The sequence below is a fragment of the Streptomyces sp. NPDC043176 genome (assembly GCF_056436715.1).
The window spans coordinates 119,043-136,847 of sequence record NZ_JBWKCA010000007.1; the positions used below are offsets into that span (position 1 = coordinate 119,043).

Below are 17,805 nucleotides of genomic sequence, written 5' to 3' on the forward strand. Positions count from 1 at the left end.
GGATGGAAGCCCGTTTCCTCAGCATTTCCGAACTGGGCGAAGCCCCATCCGTGGCAGTCGTCGTCGACGTCATGCGTGCTTTCACCGTGGCGGCGTGGGCCTTCGCCCAAGGGGCGGAAAAGATCGTTCTGGCCGGGTCCCTGGACGACGCCCTGGCACTCAAGACCCGCCACCCGGACTGGGTGGCACTGAAGGACGGACCGCCGGCGCCCGGGTTCGACGCCGTGAACTCTCCGGGAATGCTGCGGTCCGTCGACCTCGGTGGACGGACCGTCGTGCAGAAGACCACGGCGGGGACCGTCGGCGCCCTCGCCGTCAAGGACGCGTCCCTCGTGCTGTGCGCCGGCTTCGTGGTGGCGGAGGCGACGGCTCGACTGCTCCGGACCCGACAGTGCGAGAGCGTCACCTTCGTGGTCACCGGCGAGGACGGACGCGCCGACGAAGATCTGGCGTGCGCCCAGTACATCGCCCGCAGGGCCACCGCAGACGGGGCCGGCGCCGCCGAGTTCCTCCGCCGCGCCGCCCAGTCGCGTGCCGCCTCCGAACTGACGAACGGCGTACGCCAAGGAGTGCACCCCGACGACGTCGCCCTCTGCCTCGAACTCGACCGGTTCCCCTTCGCCATGGTGGCCTCCCCGGAGGACTCGCTCATGGTGCTGCGCCCGTCCGTCGTGCCCTCGACGACCGACGAACCGTCCGCCTGACAGCCAGGGCGTTCCTTCTGGATCACTCCCGCAGGAGAGGGGGGCCAGCGCGGCGCGGGAGGAGTGGGCGGCTTGCGGCGGGGGTCAGTTGTCCAGGGCTTCGTCGAGGGAGAGGGCGGCGGTGATCAGGGCGAGGTGGGTGAAGGCCTGGGGAAAGTTGCCGAGTTGTTCGCCGGTGGGGCCGATCTCCTCGGCGAAGAGACCGACGTGGTTGGCGTAGGTGAGCATCTTGTCGAAGGCGTAACGGGCCTGTTCGAGCCGGCCGGCGCGGGCGAGGGCGTCGACGTAGAGGAAGCTGCACAGGGAGAAGGTGCCTTCGGAGCCGCGGAGGCCGTCGGGGGAGGCGGCGGGGTCGTAGCGGTAGACGAGGCTGTCCGAGACGAGTTCCTTGTCCATCGCGTCCAGGGTGGAGAGCCAGCGGGGGTCGCGGGGAGCGACGAATCCGGTGACCGGCATGAGCAACAGGGAGGCGTCGAGTACGTCGCTGCCGTAGTGCTGGACGAAGGCCTGGCGCTCGTCGGACCAGCCGCGCTCCATCACCTGGTGCAGCACCGCGTCACGGGCGGCGGTCCAGCGGGTCAGGTCGGCCGGGCGGCCGAGTTCGTTGGCCATCCGTACGGCACGGTCGAAGGCCACCCAGCACATCACGCGGCTGTACGTGAAGTCCTTCTGGCCGCCGCGGGTCTCCCAGATCCCCTCGTCCGGGCGGTCCCAGTGCTCGCACAGCCAGTCCACCGTGGCGGCGAAGCGCTGCCATCCGTCGTAGCCGGCCAGCTGTGCCAGGTCCCGGGACTGGGCCAGGGCGTAGACGGCCTCGCCGTAGATGTCGAGCTGGAGCTGGTCGGCGGCGCCGTTGCCGGCCCGGACCGGTGCCGACCGGCGCCAGCCCTCCAGGTGGTCGAGGACCTCCTCGTGCAGATGCGGGTCGCCGTCCACCCGGTACATGATCTGCAACGGCTCGCCGCTGACCGTACGACCGGCCCGCAGCCGCGCGCCCAGCCAGCGGCGGAAGGCGTCCGCCTCCTCCGTGAAGCCCAGGTCGACCATGGCGCGCACCGACAGGGAGGCGTCCCGGACCCACGTATAGCGGTAGTCCCAGTTCCGCTCGCCCCCGACCTGCTCGGGCAGCCCCATGGTGGCGGCGGCCACCGGCGCGCCGGACGGCGCGTACGTCAGCAGCTTCAGCGTGATCGCCGAACGGTTGACCTGCTGCTGCCAGCGGCCGCGGTACCGGCAGCGGCTGATCCACTCGTGCCAGAACGCGCGGACGTGATCGAAGGCGCCCTGCAGACTCGCCGCGTCGGCCGGCGCGGGCGGCTCCCCACCGGGCACGTCCACGGTGAACACGGCGGCCGCCCGCTGCCCCGCCGACAACTCCACCGTGGCACGGACGTCCTCGCCGTCCCGCTCCAGGGGAACGGCGCCGAGCACCTGGAGACGCGCGGCGGCCGACGTACCCGTGAAGCGGGCCACGGCACCGTCGAGCACCAGCTCGTGCGGCTCCCGGCCGTAGTCGAACCGCGGCCGGCACTCCAGCGCGAAGCGCACCGTGCCACGGACCACCCGCAGCACCCGCACCAGGGTGTGCCGGTCGGCGGGCACGGTCGGATCCGCCGCGAGCGGCATGAAGTCGGCCACCTCGCCGACTCCGTCAGGCGTGAGGAAACGCGTGAGCAGCACCGCGCTGTCCGCCAGGTACAACTGACGCACCGTCGTCCCCGGCGTCTCGACGGTGACCGAGAAGTGCCCGCCGCGCTCGTGGTCCAGCAGCCGCCCGAAGACGCTCGGCGAATCGAACCGAGGCGAGCAGAACCAGTCCACCACCCCCTCGGCCGACACCAGCGCGCACGTCTGCAGGTCTCCGACGAGACCGTGGTCGGCGATCGGCGGGTAGCGATGCATCGGCGGCGTCCTCGTGGGCTCGGAGTCGGGGCTTCAGGCGGTCCTCAGGTCCACCCTCCGACCCACCGGACTCCCGAGCCACCGGTACTGCTCCGAACAGGAACGCAGCTCCCGACCGGCCGCGGCAGGGGCCCGGGGCCCGGCAGGGCCCCTCCCGTCGACTGCCGGGAAACAGGCGGGAAACAGGCGGGGCAGTGAGGGGAAACCACGGGCCGCGCCACTCCGCTCAAGCGATCATGGACCCGATGCCTCCCTCCGTACGAAAGGTCGCCCGCCATGCTGATCTACGCCTTCCGTGACGCCGACGGCGCTTGGTACGGAGACCCCGACGCCGCCATCCACGACCTCCAGCCCCGGCGCGGCACCCTCACGCTCCCCGCCACCGCCCAGGGCCAAGACCCTGGTGTGTTCGACGGCCGGCAGATCGAGGTTCTCTACGCCGCATGCGAGGCCGAGCCGAGCCGGACCACCTATCGGCTCGACGACGGCAACGCCGTCCCGGCGACCTGGCAGGTCCACGAGTTACTGGCTCCTGCCTACCGGCCCGGTCTCCGCGAGTTCGCCGAATCGCCGGATGCCGCGGCGGTGACAGGGGCAGCGTCTCCCTCCCCGCCGGCTTCGTCGCAGGCGCGGGAGACCTCGACCGTACGGCTCGAGCTCGGCAACGCGCACCGCCGTTACAGCCTGCACGCCGACCTCCTGCCCGGAGGGCGTACGGCGATCAGCGTCGTCGTCTGCACCCCCGACGGCCTCATCGTCGGCGAACTCGCCGGAGAGGTGGACGCGGCCGACCTCGGCGAGATCAGCCGCCTCTTCGCCTCGGCCCCCGTCGCTCCCGCTCCTTCCCCCAGCCTGCCCGCCCCCTCTCCCTCTTCCGAGTCGGGCCACTCGGTACCCGCCGCCCCCGTCTCGGCCCGCGCGGCTTCCGACGTCCCCGACCTCCCGGCGCCGCCCTCCGGTGCGCCCGCTGCGACGACCGACCCACCCGCCGGCACCCCGGCCGACACCAAAGCCACCCGCCACGGCCAGGCCTGGACCACGGAAGCCATCGCGCGACTCACGGAGCAGTACCGAGCGGGTACAAGCCCGGCTCGACTGGCCCAGGAATTCGGGCGCAGCGAGAAGTCCGTCCGCTGGAAGCTCTACGGCCTCGAACTCGCGCCGCACCCCGGAGACCCCGCCCCCGCTCCCCGCCCTCCGGCCGAGCCCGAGGTGGCCAAGGCGTACACCGTGGACGAGAAGCGGCAACTCCACCCCAACGCCTACAAGCCCTGGGAGGCCGCCGACGACCTGCGGCTCGCCGAGCGCTGCGCCCAAGGGGCCTCGCTGTCCGAGCTGTCGCAGGAGTTCGGCCGTAACGAAGGCGCCATCGCCTCTCGGCTGCTGAAGGTCGAGGCCAAGGGCCCCGCCGTCGAGGAGGCGTACGAGTACGGCGGGTAGGCGAGGCGTGGAGCGCCTCGCGGTGTCCGTGCCCGCGTACTCGTCCGTATCTGCGTCCGTGCCCGCGTACTCGGCCGTGGCCGTGGCCGTGTCCGGGTACTCGTCCGTGTCCGGGCACTCGCCCCTCAGTACGTGAAGGTCGCTTGCGGCCCGGGCAGGGACTGCTCACCGAACGCGTTCGTGACGATGACGGGGACGGTGCCCAGGATGCCCAGGACGGGCGGGACGACCACGAGGCTGTGGGGTGAGGCGGGTACGACGCTGAGGGCGCCGACCCCGTTGAAGGTGACGGTGGTCGCGGCGTCGAAGCCGTGGCCCGTGATCGTGGCTTTGCCGCCGCTCCCCAGCACGCCGAGTGCGGTGTTCGGGCTGATGCCGGAGACGAGGGGAGGGTTCACGCCGATCTCGATGGAGAGGTCGTCGAGGACCGGAACGATCGGCAGCGCCAGGCCGACGGCGGCGGTCGGATTGGTACTGGTGCTGCTGGGCCGCATCTCGTCTCCCTGCACGAGCAGCCCGATGACCTCGTCGGCGGCGTTGACGAGTACGGATCCGGAGTCGCCGTGCCACAGGAACAGCCCGCCGAACGGGAAGGTGTCCACACGGAGGCGCTCGATCCCGACCTGTCCGGGATTCATGTGGGCGACGACGACGCCGCTGGTGAATCCGGTCGAGCGACCGCGCTTCCTGACGGCACTCCAGAGGTGAGTGCCGGGTGGGGCGCCGGACGAGCCCGCGAGAGCGCCGATGTCGAGCACGCTGCAGTCAGGCGTCCCACGGCCCGCGTCCGGTGCGAGGACGGCACAGTCCCAGTCGGTCCCCGCCTGTTCCACGGTGCCCAGGAGCTTGGACTGGGCGGCGAGCGGCTGCGGCTGGAACATCTCGAACCCGGGGGCGGGGGTCACGTGGTCCGCCGTGAGCAGTCGCCTGGCTCCGTCGCCGCGTCGCTGTGCCACACAGCCCAGCGTCCCCACGTGCACCTGGAACGGGTCCTCCCAGCCGATGGAGATGCCTCCGCGCGGCGCGTCGAAGAAGGTCGAGTCGTTGACGAGCACGACCGGCTCGGGATGGCTCTCCACGACGTCGGTCGCGTACCCCTCCCACGTCCGTGGGATCGTCACTTCCGGAGTCAGCCGGGCCTCCGGGCGTTTCTCCGGGACGTAGACGATCAGTGCCACCTCTTCGACGTACGTACGGCCGATCCGCTTCAGACCGACGCCGAACGACACCTCGGCCGGCTGCACGCGCGCGTACGCCTCCCTGAGGCCCTCCAGGGCCTCGTACGCCTCTGACGGAACGACTACGGGCTCTCCGGGCTGCAGCATCTCCATCCCTCCGCTCGGGCCGAGAGGAACACCGCTTCTTCCCGTGCGGGGGTGGGCCATCGGCCGGGGCTGCCGTGCTCGGCACGGGAGCCGGCGCCCGGATGGCCCGCTCCGGCTGGGGGTTCAAGGCTGAAGAGCGCTGTTCCTCAGTCTGAACGTGGCGTCCCTGCGGTAGTTGTCGTTGTCCTGGAACTCCTCCGCCCACATCTCGAAGTCGCGGTCTTGAAGTGGTGGCGGAGATAGGAATCGTCCGGGGGCCAACACCTCGAAGGGAGTGGTGACGCCTGTCGAAGAGTCCTGGCGCCAGCCAGAAGTTGCTGTCCCTCCAGCCGGACTTCCTCGAAAGATCGGGGTCGAGGAATGCTTCGAACGTGCGATGACGAACGAATCTGGCAACCGGGGTGTTGACGGCGAGGAGCCTTGCCGGCCGGCTGAAGTATCGGACACGGCTGATTCCTCCCCTCGGGGCTGGACCGAAGGGGGCAGGGAGCGGAGCTCGACCTGACGCGCCGCATACGGATGTGTCGCGTAGGGGCACACCGGCCCTTCACCTCGATTTTCCCGCCCTTGCGACCGGATCGCGAGTCGGGTAGCGGTGAACTCGCCTCAGAACAGGGTGAACTGGATGGGCCCTCCCCTTTCCGTGACGGAGAGTTGTCCCGTCCCCTCTCCTCACGACGCGCGTCGACGCAGGAAGCGGAGGCGGCCCGGCGGGTGTTCCTCGCCGGGCCGGAGAGCGTTCAGGGCGCAGGGGTCGTGCCGCCTCGAGCGTGGACAGCGCTCCGAATCCGTAAAACGAGCACTGTTAACATGCTCGACATGATCATGACGGGGTCGAAGAAGCGCGTACCCGACGGGGCTGAGTCCGGTCCCCAAAAGGCTCTGATCATCGCGTGTTTCGTCAGTAGGGTCGGAAACGGGCTCTTCAATGCCGCGGCGATTCTGTATTTCACGTTTGTGGTGCACCTGCCTGCGGCGCAGGTGGGGATCGGGCTGACGGTCGCGGGTCTGAGCGGGCTGGCGGCGGGGATACCGGCGGGGAACCTGGCTGATCGGTACGGGCCGCGGACGGTGTGGCTGACGAGCCTGGGGTTGCAGGCCGTGACGATGGCGGCTTTCGTGTTCGTCGACGGTTGGCTCGCGTTCGTGGCGGTCGCCACGCTGGACCGGCTGGCGGCCACGGCGGGCGGCGCCGCGGGCGGCGGGCTCGTCGCGCGGGTGGGCGGGGAGCGTCCTGCGACGTTTCGGGCGAGGCTGCGGACGTACGTCAACCTGGGCGTCGTCGTCGGGACCCTGGGGGCGGCGGTCGCCCTCCAGATCGACACGCGTCCCGCCTACACCGTGCTGATCCTGGCCAACGCCGCCAGCTTCGCCGTCGCCGGACTGATCGCGTTCTTCGGGGTCCCGGACTACCGGCCGCTGCCGCGGCCGAAGGAACACCGGCAGTGGTCGGTGCTGACCGACCGGCCGTACGTGTCCTTCGTCGCGCTCTACAGCGCCATGGGTCTGCAGTACCAGACCGTCTCGCTGCTGCTGCCGATCTGGTTGAGCGCGCACACGGACGCTCCGCGGTGGACCGTGGCCGCGGTGTACGCGGTCAACAGCGGGGTCTGCGTACTGCTGCAGAGCCGGCTCGGGTCCAGGGTGGAGACGACGGGGCAGGGCGGCCGGGCGTTCCGGCTCGCGGGACTTCTGTTCCTGGTCAGCTGTCCGTTGATGGCGTTGACGGCCGACGTGCCGATGTGGGTCGCGCCGGCGCTCGCGATCCTCGCGGTGTGCATTCACAGCGTCGGGGAGGTCTACGAGTCCTCGGGCGGTTACGCGCTCGGCTTCGGGCTTGCGCCCGACCACGCCCAAGGCCAGTACCAGGGTCTTTTCGGCATCGGCTTCGACGCGGGCCAGGCACTTGCCCCGGTCGTCCTGACCGGCGTCGTCCTCGCGCTCGGACACCCGGGCTGGCTCCTTCTGGGCGTCTTCTTCGCGGCCGTCGGCGCGGCGGGACCTCCGGTGACCGCCTGGGCCGAACGGACCCGGTCCACGCAGGCGAAGGCGGACGCGGACGGGGCGGGTTCCGTGCAGGAGCCGGCGAGGTGAGTCGCCGTAGCCCTCGCCCTCGTCGACGACGACTGAGCTGAGGGGCGAGACCGTCTGTCAGCGAGGCCACCGGCGTCCGCCTCGGCGACCTCGCCGCCCGCGCCGAGACCCCACCGCTTCGTAGACGTCCGACCACTCGCGTCGGCCTCCGTTGTGGTGATCCACCACCGCTTCTCCGCCGACGGCGGAATCCGCGTGATGCCGCGCACACAGCGGCGGCGGCCCGCGTCGTGCGTGTTAGCTTCCGGCGGTGATTCCTCCGACGGCGGACGCCCGCGAAATTGTCGCAGTAAAGCCTGGTCAGGATCCGGTGACCGGTCCGGCGGCTCTCGACGGCACGGACCCGCTGGGGCTGCTCGACCTGTTCGGCGCACCGTTCGTCCGTGACCCGTACCCGTGGCTGGACCTGCTGAGGGAACAGGCGCCCGTGCACCACGACCCGGCTACCGGGTTGTGGTTGGTCAGTCGGCATGAGGACATCGGCCGCGTCCTGCTCGACACGGACGCGTTCCTGCCGGACAACGCGCAGAACGCGGTCACGCCGCTGCCGATCGCGGTCATGCGGATCCTGGTGCGCGCCGGGTTCACCCTGCCGCCGGCGCTCGCCAACAACGGGAGTCCGAGCCACGCGGGGCTCCGCCGGGTGGTCGCGCGTTTCTTCGACGCGCGACGGGTCGCGGCGGCCACGCACGTGGTCGAGCGCATCGCCGACGAGGTGCTCGACGAATCGCTGGGTGAGACATCGGGCGGGGTGTCGGGCCTGGTGCTCGACGAAGCGCTCGGCGAGGTGGGGAGGAGCGGGGCGAGTCCCGCAAGGCGTGACCTGTTCCGTTCGTACGCGCAGGTACTTCCCTGCCGGGTGCTGATGGAACTCCTGGGCATCCGCGGTGTCGAGCCCGCGACCCTGATCGAGTGGAGCGACGCGGCGCTGGAGCTGTTCTGGGGCAGGCCTTCGCTCGCGCGGCAGCTGGAACTCGCGGAGCTCGTCGCGGAGTTCCACCAGTGGCTCACCGCGACCGTGGGGGATGGCATCGCCCCGGCCGACTCGTTCGTCGGAGCGCTGGCGGCGCACCGCCTGCCGGACGGCACGCTGCTCGACGTCGGGACGGCGGTCGCCGCGTGCTTCTTCGTGTTCATCGCGGGGCAGTCCACGACGGGGCAGCTCATCGCGACGGTGCTCCGCAGGGCACTGGACGAGCCGGGGATCTGGGCGCGTGCCGCCGAGGAGGAGGGGACGGCGGAGGCGTGGGTGGAGGAGGTGCTGCGGCGTGAGCCGCCGGTGACCACGTGGCGGAGGGTGACCGCGCGGGCGACGCGGCTGGGCGGGGTGGAGCTGCCGGCGGGTGCGCAGGTGCTCCTGATGCTGATGGGGAGCGGTTCGGACCCCAGGGTCTTCGCGGAGCCGGAGCGGATGTGTCCGGGGCGGGCGAACGTCCGTCGGCATCTGGCCTTCGGGGCCGGCCGCCATCTCTGCCCCGGGGCTTCGCTGGCCCGGATGGAGGCGGCGGTGGCCCTGCGGGCGGCAGCCCGGCGTCTGCCCGGCATCCGCCTGGCGGAGGGGGCTGCGGAGTCCCCGATGCTGGGTCTGCTGTCGTTCAGGGCGCCGCTGGAGGTGGTCGTGGAAGCCGGCGACGGCGATGGGCGGTGTCCGGAAACCGGTCGCTGAGCAGCGGTCTCGCGCCGAGGGCGAATCGGGGACGTGGCGGGGAGCGTGCAGGTCGGCGCCCTTCACGGGGGTCGCCTGGCAGTCATGTGCCCGACATGGGGTGCAGTCCTGAAGTTGTCGTCTCTATGGCAACGCACGCCACACTTCGACGCCCGGAAGTGGTGGGACGACATGTGGGCGGGAGTGACCCGCTCTCTCCAGGATGGCGGCATCCCCACCCCCATCTGGAGACGCGAATGAAGATCAGAAAGCTCCTCGTGGCCGCTCTGGCGGCCGTCGGTGTCGCCGCGACGACGGTCGGCGGTGCGAGCGCCGCGGTTCCCGCGCCGACGCAGGGCTCGCTCCAGCAGTACAACATCAGTGCGACGTACGTGAGCGGGCTCTCGTCCGGCGGGTTCATGGCGAACCAGATGCACGTCGCCTACTCGGACGTGTTCAAGGGCGCGGGCATCTTCTCGGCGGGCGCCTACGACTGCGCGCAGAACAACCTCAACACGGCTTTGTACGCGTGTATGGACACCTTCATGGCCCGCAAGACCCCGGCGCAGCTGGAACAGTTGACCCGGGAGCGGGCCACGGCGGGGAAGGTCGACCCGGTCGGCAACCTGTCGGGCGACAAGGTGTGGCTGTTCCACGGCACCAACGACGGCACCGTCGACGCTCCGGTGAACGACGACCTCGCCACCTACTACCGCGACTTCGGCGCCGACGTCGTCTACGACGACACGTCCGCCGCGGGCCACGCCTGGGTCAGCCCGATCGGCCCCAACTCCTGCTCCTCCACGGACTCGCCGTACGTCAACAACTGCGGCGGCGACCCGGTGCGGAACATGCTGACCCACCTGTTCGGCAGCGTGGCACCGGCGAGTTCCTCGGCCCTGACCGGCAGGCTGGTCCGGTTCGACCAGAGCACGTACGCCCCCGGCGGCAGCCCCGGTGCGATCAGCATGGGCAACGAGGGCTTCGCGTACGTCCCCCAGTCCTGCCGGAGCGGCGCGGCCTGCAAGCTGATGGTCACCCTGCACGGCTGCTACCAGTACTTCGGTCTGGTCGGCAACGCCCTCATGGACAAGGCCTATCTGAACGAGTACGCCGACACGAACAACATGATCGTCCTGTACCCCCAGGCCACCACCATGACCGGCAACCCGCGCGGCTGCTGGGACTGGTGGGGATACAAGTCGGCCGACTACGCGCAGAAGAGCGGCCCGCAGATGACGGCCGTGATGAACATGGCCAGGGCGCTCGGCGCCGGCACCGCGGGCGCCCCCGCACTGCCCGCCCCGACAGGGCTCGCCGTCACCGCCACGACGGGCGACAGCGCCGCACTGTCCTGGAACCCCGTCTCGGGCGCCGCCTCCTACAACGTCTTCCGTGACGGCACCAAGGTCAACAGCGCCCCGGTGACCGCCACCACGTACACCGACTCCGGCCTGACCGCCGGCACCACCTACGCCTACGCGGTCGCCGCCGTGGACGCCTCCGGCACCGTCGGCGCCAGGACCTCGCCCGTCAACGCCACCACCACCGGGGCCGCGATGTGCGTGACGGCCGGCAACTACGCCCACACGCAGGCCGGCCGGGCCCACCAGTCCGGCGGCTACACCTACGCCAACGGCTCGAACCAGAACCTCGGACTGTGGACGCTCCTCGCCACCAGCACCATCAAGGAGACCTCCCCGGGCTACTGGGTGAAGTGCTGACTCCTACGGGGACAAGGCCTTGCCCGTGATCCCACGGGCAAGGCCTCTTCCCGGTGCCGGGGAACCGGCGGCCGCTGCCGGACGGTACCGGCGCGCCGGGGCGTGCCGGGGGAGTGGCCTCAGGGGACGAGCCTTCCGTCGCGGAGGGTGAGGACGCGGTGGCTGACGTGTCGGACCGCGGCGTGGTCGTGGGAGATGAGCAGGAAGCCGAGCCCCAGGCCGTCTTGGAGGTCCATGAGCAGGTTGAGGATCCCCGCGCGCAGGGACGGGTCGAGTGCGGAGGTCGGCTCGTCGAGTACGAGCAGATCGGGCCGTGTCGCCAGCGCGCGGGCGATGGCCGCCCGCTGGCACTGGCCTCCGGACAGCTCGTGCGGGAACCGTTCCCCGTGGGCGGGTGAGAGGCCGACGAGGTCCAGCAGCTCGTCGACCCGGGCCGAGGCGCCGGTGTCCGGGCGGCGTCCGTGGACGCGCAGCGGCTCCGCGATCTGGCGGCGGACCCTGTGGCGCGGGCTGAAAGCGGCGTACGGATCCTGGAAGACCGGTTGGAACCGGGGGCGCAGAGGCCGGAGTTCGCGTTCGCGCAGACCGGTCAGTTCGATGCCGGCGAAGCGCACCGACCCGGAGCGCGGACGCAGCAGGCGCAGCACCGCCTGAGCGGTCGTCGACTTGCCGCAGCCCGAGGGGCCGACCAGCCCGACGGCCTCCCCGGAGCCGACGGTGAAGGACACCCGGTCGACGACCGTCCGCGCCCCGTAGCCCACGACCAGGTCGCGCACGTCCAGAAGCGGGTTCACGCCGCCTCCCCGAAGGGGTGGTGACAGGCGACGTCCCGCCCGTCGACCGTCCGCAGCTCCGGCTCGTGTCGTCGGCATCGCTCACCGGCGTACGGGCAGCGGGCCGCGAAGGGGCAACCCGGACCCTCCGTCTCCGGGAGGGGCGGAGCCCCGGCGAGGACGGGCAGCCGCGAGCGGTGGGGCCGCCCGGGGCCGGGCAGCGAGGCGAGCAGCCCTCGCGTGTACGGGGCGGCCGGACGCTCCAGTACGAGCTCCGCCGGGCCCCGTTCGGTGATGCGCCCGGCGTACATGACGGCCACGCGGTCGGCGTGCCGCCGGATCGCCGCCAGGTCGTGGCTGATGAGCAGCAGCGCCGCCCCGGTCGCGGCGCAGCGCTCCCGCAGCAGCGTGAGGACGAGTTCCCGGCGTCCCGGGTCGAGCGCGGTGGTCGGTTCGTCGGCCACGACCAGAGCGGGCCGGTTGACCAGGGCCATCGCGATCACCGCCCGCTGCCGCATGCCACCCGACAGGGCGTGCGGGAACGCACCCGCCGCTTCCGGTCCGAGACCGACGCCGGCGAGGGCGCGCCGCGCGCATTCCCGCGCCTCGCGGCGCCCCACGCGCGTCACACTCCTTACGGCGAAGGCCAGTTGGTCCTCGACGCGGTGCACGGGCGACAGGGCCGACATCGCGTCCTGGGGAATCCACGCGAGGCGACGCCCGAGATCGGCCGGGGAGACCGCGCCACCGTCCAGCAACACCCGACCGTGGACCACGGCCCCGTGCGGGACCATCCCGAGCAGGGCCCGCGCGGTGAGGGACTTGCCGGCACCGGACTCGCCCACCAGGGCGAACACACCGCCGGCGGGCAGGTCGAACGAGACGCCCCGGACGGGCTCGCCGCCGGCGAGGCCGATCCGCAGACCGTCCACCCGGAGCAGGGGAGCGGGGGGCTCAGTCGAGGAGAGAGACAAGGGAACGGGCTTTCCGTGACGTGAGAAGGAGACAGCGACGGGCGCGTGCGCGGGCACCGGAGCGAGGGGGTGTCCTGCCGATCGGACCGGGCTCGCGAGGCTCGGCACGCTTGCTCGGGCGCGCCGGGCCGCGGCCACCCGGCCCGCCGAGAGACGACAGACAGACGGCGAGGGCGGCGAGCAGCGCCAGGGCCACCGCAGGAGAGAGCGCGGCGACCGGCGCCCGCTCCACGTAAGGGGCCGACTCGTCGAGCAGCAGCCCCCACTCGGGCGACGGGGGCTGCGCCCCGAGCCCCAGGAAGCCGAGCGACGCCAGCGCGAGCGCGATGCCGGGCAACCGCAGCACGGCGTGCCGCGCGACCGGTCCGGCCACCGACGGCAGGACGTGCCGGGTCCAGATCCACAGGGGTCCCGCGCCGATGGCCCGCTGCGCCACCAGGAAGTGGGACGCCCGCGTCTCGCGGACCAGGGCCGACGCGTGTGCCGCGAGCGGCGGCCAGGACACGAGCGTCACCGCGAGTGCCGCCGCCCCGCTCCCCGGCCCCGTCACCGCCGCGACCAGCAGCCCGGTGAGCACCGGCGGAAGCGCGTTCGCGACGTCCGCGAGCCCCGCCGCCGCCCCGGGGACGAAACCGAGCACGAGCGCGACGAGCCAGCCGGCCGCCGTCACGGCCGCGGCCGTGCCCACCGTGGCCGCCGCGCCGTGCCCGAGCCGGGCGAGTACGTCCCGGCCGAGCGCGTCCGCACCGAGCGGAAGCGACCCCGAGGGAGCGGCCAGCCGGGCCGCCACGTCCACCGCGTACGGATCCCGCAGGAGCCCCCAGCCGATGACCGCCGTCAGCACCGCGGCGAGCGCCGCCGGCACGGCGGGGCGGACCCGCCGCCGACGCGGCGCGGGCAGGCCCAGCACGGCCTCGCGTGACGCGGGCCCGAGCAGCCGGCGCCGTACCACCGAGGCCGCCGCTCCCACGGCGAGACCGGTGCCGAGCAGGGCGAGGACGCACCCCTGGAGCAGCGGAAGATCCCGGGACGTGGCCGCGCCCAGCGCCGTACGGCCGATGCCCGGCAGCGCGAACACCGCCTCGACGGCGACCGCGCCGCCGGTCAGACCGACCGCCACCATGCCGAACTGCCCGGCGAGCGCCGGCATCGCCCGCCGCGCCGCCGCACCGGTGATCCGCCATCTGCCGACGCCCGCGCCCCGCCAGGTCTCCACCCACCGCTCGCCGAGTACGGCCGGCAGCGCGTCGGCGACCAGCCGGCCGAGCAGCGCCCCGGCGGGGACGCCGAGGGACAGGGCCGGCAGCACCAGGTGCGACGGACCCGTCCAGCCCGACGTGGGCAACCACCGCAGCCACACCCCCGCACCGAGCAGGAGGACCACGGCGAGCAGGAACTCGGGAACCGCCGCGAGCACCGCGGCCACCGCACCTCCCGTGGCACGGCCCCGCACGAGGGCCGGGGCGGCGAGCAGCGTCCCGACGGCGAGCGCGACCACCAGCGCGGCGGCCATCAGCGTCAGGGACACCCCGAGACCCGTCACCACGGAGGGCAGCACCTCGGCGCCCGACACCCACGACACTCCCACGTCGCCGTGGAGCAGTCGCGTCAGCCAGCCGCCGAGCAGACCCGCCGGGCCCGCGTCCAGGCCGAGATCGGCGCGGATCGCGGAGAGCGCCTCGGCGGTCGGCGCCTGCTCGGCGGACCGGGTCCGCAGCAGGGCGAGCGCCGGGTCCTCGCCCGACAGCCACGGCAGCAGCCCGACCGCGGCCACGACGGCCGCCGTGGCGACGAGCCGTACGACTCCGGCCCGAACGGCCTCCGCCGCACGCGGGCGGTGTCCTTCCGGCACGTCGACGACCGGGCGGCCCCCGCCGGGTGCGGCCACGCCCGTACGGCCGTCTTCGCGGCTCAGGACGGGCGACTTCACCGTACGAAGGTGTCGAGGGTGACGAGTTCACGCTCGCGGGGGTCGTGGGCCGCGCCCACGACACCGGCGGCGTCTCCCTGGATCACCCGCTCGTGCAGCAGCGGCACGGCCGCGTCGGTGGCGAGTACGGCGGCTTCGGCGGCGACGACGGCCTTCCTGCGGGCCGTCCCTGTTCCCGTCGCGGCGGCGGTGGCGAGCGCGGAGTCGACGGCGGGGTCCGAGAGCCGGGAGATGTTGAAGGACCCCGAGCCCGCGAAATCGCTGTACAGGTAGGCGGCGGGGTCGCCGGAGTCGAGGACGGTGGCCCGGGACAGGACGAACGCGTCGAACTTCCCCGCCAGGGCGTCGGCTTCGATGTGCGCGTACTCCCGCACCTCCAGCTCGACCTTGAACCCGGCCTCGCTCAGCTGCCGTTGGAGGAGCTGTGCGACCTCCGGCAGTTCGGCGCGGTCGGTGAAGGTGCCGATGGTGATCGCCGCACCCTTCGGGTCCGCGGGGGCCGGCCGCCGTACGGGCCGGCGCAGCTCCGCCGCCCACGGCAGCGCCGGCCCGAGCAGTCCGCCGGCGACGTCCGCCCGGCCCTCGTACACGCCGGCGACGAGGGCGCCGGCGTCCACGGCCGTACGGGCCGCCGCGCGCAGCGCCGGATCGCGGAAGGCGCCGCGCTCGGTGTTCAGGTACAGGGTGTTGGTCCGGGGCATGGGGACCTCGGTGACGAGGCGGCGGTCCAGCAGCCCGGCCTGGGACACCGGCACCGCCTCGACGATGTCCGCCTCGCCGCTGCGCAGCGCGGCGGCGCGGGCGGTGCCGTCGGGCACATAGCGCACGTCGATGCCGCTCGCCTTGGCGCGCCCGCCCCAGTAGCGGTCGTACCGGTCGAGAGTCGCCGAAGCGGTGCCGTCGGCGCGAACGAGGACGAACGGCCCGGTTCCGGCGCCGACGGGGTCGACGGTCCCGCCCCGGTACGCCTTGGCGGCGAGGATCGACAGCTGGGGCGAGCTGAGCCGCTGCGGTACGAGGGGGTCGTCCTGCGCGGTGGTCACGCTGACCGCGTGCGAACCGACGGTCCGCACGGTGAGGTCGAGACCGTCGAGGATCCGGGGCTTCGGGGAGGCGGTCGCGGCCGCGGCGAGCGAGCGGACGACGTCGTCGGCGGCGAGCGGACTGCCGTCGTGGAAGGTGACGCCCTCCCGCAGGGTGAACGTCCAGGTCCGTCCCCGCTGTCGCCAACCCGTCGCGAGCCACGGGAGGGCGTCGCCGTCGCCGTCCAGCCGGACCAGCGTCTCGGCGGTCGACCAACGCGACAGCTTGAAGGCGTCGTCGGACAGCGGCGAGAGCCCCGACCGCGGCGGCTGCATCATCGCCACCCGTAGGCGCCCGCCGCCTCCACCGCCTCCCTCCGTGTCCCCCGGGCCGGCGGCGAAGCAGCCGCCGAGCAGGGTCGACGCGGTGATCGCGGAGAGGGCGGCGAGGGTGGGGCGCCGGAGGCGGTGGGTGCGCGGGGGACGGCGAGACACGGGATTCCTCAGGGGTGGGGGACGAGGATCCAGACCCTAGCAGAACGATAATCATTTTCATTAAGGGGGGTGTGAGTGCCTCTCGGGGTGAGGTCGCCGTGCGGGGGCCCCGGGGTGGGGGAGTCGCGGGAAGGGCCGGGAGTGCGGGGGCGTCGCGCCCCGGTCTGTCGGGTCAGGCCGTCTCGAGTGCGGCGAGGGTGTCGTGCAGCCAGGCGATCTCGGCCTGTGACGTCGCACGGGCGATGAGCAGGACGCCGCTGCGGAACGGGTCGGTGATGTCCTCCGCGCGCAGGGGACGGGTGCCCTCGTAGAAGAAGCTGGCGGGCTCGCCGAGGAAGGCGAGTCGCCGTCGCAGTACGGCCGCCTGGTCGGCGGGGGCGTCGAGGTGGCGCAGGAACGCGAGCACGGTGAACCAGCGGTTCTCGTCGCTGATGTCCAGGTCCTCGGGTGCGCGAAGCCGGGCCAACAGCGCGGTGCGCCCGGCCGGGGTCAGGTGGAGGGTGTGCCGGGGTGCGGCGACGGTGCCCGGTTCGGTCTCGCGCGTGAGCAGGCCGTCGGTTTCCAGGCGCTTGATCGCCGGATAGAGCGTGCCGTCGCTGATCGGGCGGACGTGTCCGGTGAGGGCGGCCAGGTGGCGGCGCAGTTCGTAGCCGTGGAGCGGCTGGTCGTACAGGAACCCGAGGATCGCGAGCTTGAGCATGCGGACATGCTTTCAGATTCCCCGACCTATGTCTCGCTTCCGATATACCTCGGCATCGAGGTATGGTCGGGCGTCCTGATGCCCGAGTGAGGAGTCGGCCATGCGCCATGCCCCCGTGACCCCGAACGACGACCTGATCCGCTGGGTGGAGATACCCGGCGGCGGGCCCGCCCGGGTCTACCTCCACGGCCTGGGCGCCAGTTCGCCGGTGTACTGGTCCGCCGCCGCCGCGCACCCCCTGCTCACCGGCCGCCGCTCACTGCTGCTCGACCTCCTCGGCTTCGGCGTCAGCGACCGCCCGACCGCCTTCGCCTACACCCTCGAGGACCACGCCGACGCCGTGGCCGCGGCCCTCACGGCCGCCTCGGTGACCGGCGCCGAGGTCATCGGGCACAGCATGGGCGGCACCGTGGCGATCCACCTCGCCGCCCGCCACCCGCACCTCGTCTCACGACTCGTCCTGGTCGACGCCACCCTGGACCCGGCGCCACCGGTCCCCGCCCCGGGCAGCAGCGCCATCCACACGTTCGCCGAGGAGGAGTTCCTCACCCACGCCTGGCGGCGCACCCGCGAGCGGGTCGGCCCCGCCTGGTGGTCGACCATGCGCCTCGCCGGCCGCGAAGCCCTGCACCGCAGCGCCGTGAACCTCGCCCGTTGCGGCACCCCCACGCCCCGCGAGCTCCTCCTCGAACTCACCCTGCCCCGCACCTACCTCCACCCCGCGGCGGACGCCCCGGCCGACGGTGAACGGCTCACCCACGGGGGAGTCACCCTCGTCCCCGTCCCCGACAGCGGCCACAACATCATGCTCGACAACCCCGAGGCCTTCGCCCGCGCAACCGCCGCCGCACTGACAGGACGTGACTGAACAGCCGGGTCCGACCTCCCGGCCCTGCCACGTTCCTCGGCGCGTCGGCCATGGGCCCCGACACAGGTGAAGCCGCCTCGGCGGAAACGGAGGCGACGGCTCTGCTTGCGGGAACCGTCACCGGACCCCTCGCGGTTCGGCAAAATCGTTTGAGCACGGGCGGTGGTAGCGACAGGATCGTCGACAGACCGATGAGTTCTGCCCGGCGC

General features: G+C 72.6%; 13 protein-coding genes. 6 read left to right on the forward strand and 7 right to left on the reverse strand.

Annotated features, from left to right (window positions below):
- Positions 1-2 precede the first annotated feature (2 nt).
- Positions 3-704 carry a 2-phosphosulfolactate phosphatase gene (locus tag AC067A_RS13955; protein ID WP_478619061.1) on the forward strand — a complete coding sequence of 234 codons (702 nt, stop codon included), beginning with the start codon at positions 3-5 and terminating at the stop codon, positions 702-704.
- Between the two features lie 84 nt (positions 705-788).
- Here the strand turns inward: AC067A_RS13955 and AC067A_RS13960 are convergent, their stop codons facing one another.
- Positions 789-2,606 carry a glycoside hydrolase family 15 protein gene (locus tag AC067A_RS13960; protein WP_478619064.1) on the reverse strand — a complete coding sequence of 606 codons (1,818 nt, stop codon included), beginning with the start codon at positions 2,604-2,606 and terminating at the stop codon, positions 789-791.
- 276 nt (positions 2,607-2,882) lie between these two features.
- On the opposite strand from AC067A_RS13960, the gene AC067A_RS13965 reads away from it, so the two are divergent.
- Complete coding sequence (locus AC067A_RS13965; protein WP_478619067.1) at positions 2,883-4,046, forward strand: hypothetical protein; 1,164 nt, start codon at positions 2,883-2,885, stop codon at positions 4,044-4,046.
- A 125-nt stretch (positions 4,047-4,171) separates the two neighbouring features.
- Here AC067A_RS13965 and AC067A_RS13970 read toward each other — a convergent pair whose 3' ends face one another.
- A complete protein-coding gene (locus AC067A_RS13970) occupies positions 4,172-5,371 on the reverse strand; it encodes an IPT/TIG domain-containing protein (protein ID WP_478619070.1) in 1,200 nt (399 codons plus the stop codon).
- Positions 5,372-6,181: 810 nt separating this feature from the next.
- On the opposite strand from AC067A_RS13970, the gene AC067A_RS13975 reads away from it, so the two are divergent.
- The 3 genes from AC067A_RS13975 to AC067A_RS13985 all read left to right on the forward strand — a co-directional run bounded on the left by AC067A_RS13975 (position 6,182) and on the right by AC067A_RS13985 (position 10,834).
- Complete coding sequence (locus AC067A_RS13975; protein WP_478619073.1) at positions 6,182-7,465, forward strand: MFS transporter; 1,284 nt, start codon at positions 6,182-6,184, stop codon at positions 7,463-7,465.
- A gap of 250 nt (positions 7,466-7,715) precedes the next feature.
- Entirely contained in the window at positions 7,716-9,131 is a 1,416-nt protein-coding gene (locus AC067A_RS13980; RefSeq protein WP_478619075.1) for a cytochrome P450, read from the forward strand.
- Between the two features lie 236 nt (positions 9,132-9,367).
- Positions 9,368-10,834, forward strand: coding sequence for an extracellular catalytic domain type 2 short-chain-length polyhydroxyalkanoate depolymerase (locus AC067A_RS13985; protein ID WP_478619077.1), 1,467 nt, complete (start codon positions 9,368-9,370; stop codon positions 10,832-10,834).
- Between the two features lie 119 nt (positions 10,835-10,953).
- Here AC067A_RS13985 and AC067A_RS13990 read toward each other — a convergent pair whose 3' ends face one another.
- The 5 genes from AC067A_RS13990 to AC067A_RS14010 form a co-directional block, all read right to left on the reverse strand.
- Entirely contained in the window at positions 10,954-11,628 is a 675-nt protein-coding gene (locus tag AC067A_RS13990; protein WP_478619080.1) for an ABC transporter ATP-binding protein, read from the reverse strand.
- Positions 11,625-12,581 carry an ABC transporter ATP-binding protein gene (locus AC067A_RS13995; protein WP_478619083.1) on the reverse strand — a complete coding sequence of 319 codons (957 nt, stop codon included), beginning with the start codon at positions 12,579-12,581 and terminating at the stop codon, positions 11,625-11,627. The genes AC067A_RS13990 and AC067A_RS13995 overlap by 4 nt, the downstream gene beginning before the upstream one ends.
- Positions 12,562-14,355 (reverse strand): ABC transporter permease subunit, encoded by a 1,794-nt coding sequence (locus tag AC067A_RS14000; protein WP_478619611.1) that lies wholly within the window; start codon positions 14,353-14,355, stop codon positions 12,562-12,564. The genes AC067A_RS13995 and AC067A_RS14000 overlap by 20 nt, the downstream gene beginning before the upstream one ends.
- A gap of 152 nt (positions 14,356-14,507) precedes the next feature.
- Positions 14,508-16,028 carry an ABC transporter substrate-binding protein gene (locus AC067A_RS14005; RefSeq protein ID WP_478619086.1) on the reverse strand — a complete coding sequence of 507 codons (1,521 nt, stop codon included), beginning with the start codon at positions 16,026-16,028 and terminating at the stop codon, positions 14,508-14,510.
- A gap of 172 nt (positions 16,029-16,200) precedes the next feature.
- On the reverse strand, positions 16,201-16,728 hold the full coding sequence (locus AC067A_RS14010; RefSeq protein WP_478619088.1) for a PadR family transcriptional regulator: 528 nt from the start codon (positions 16,726-16,728) through the stop codon (positions 16,201-16,203).
- A 100-nt stretch (positions 16,729-16,828) separates the two neighbouring features.
- Here AC067A_RS14010 and AC067A_RS14015 point away from each other — a divergent pair, with 100 nt between their 5' ends.
- Positions 16,829-17,596: an alpha/beta fold hydrolase gene (locus AC067A_RS14015; protein ID WP_478619090.1), complete on the forward strand. Its 768-nt coding sequence runs from the start codon at positions 16,829-16,831 to the stop codon at positions 17,594-17,596.
- Positions 17,597-17,805 lie beyond the last annotated feature (209 nt).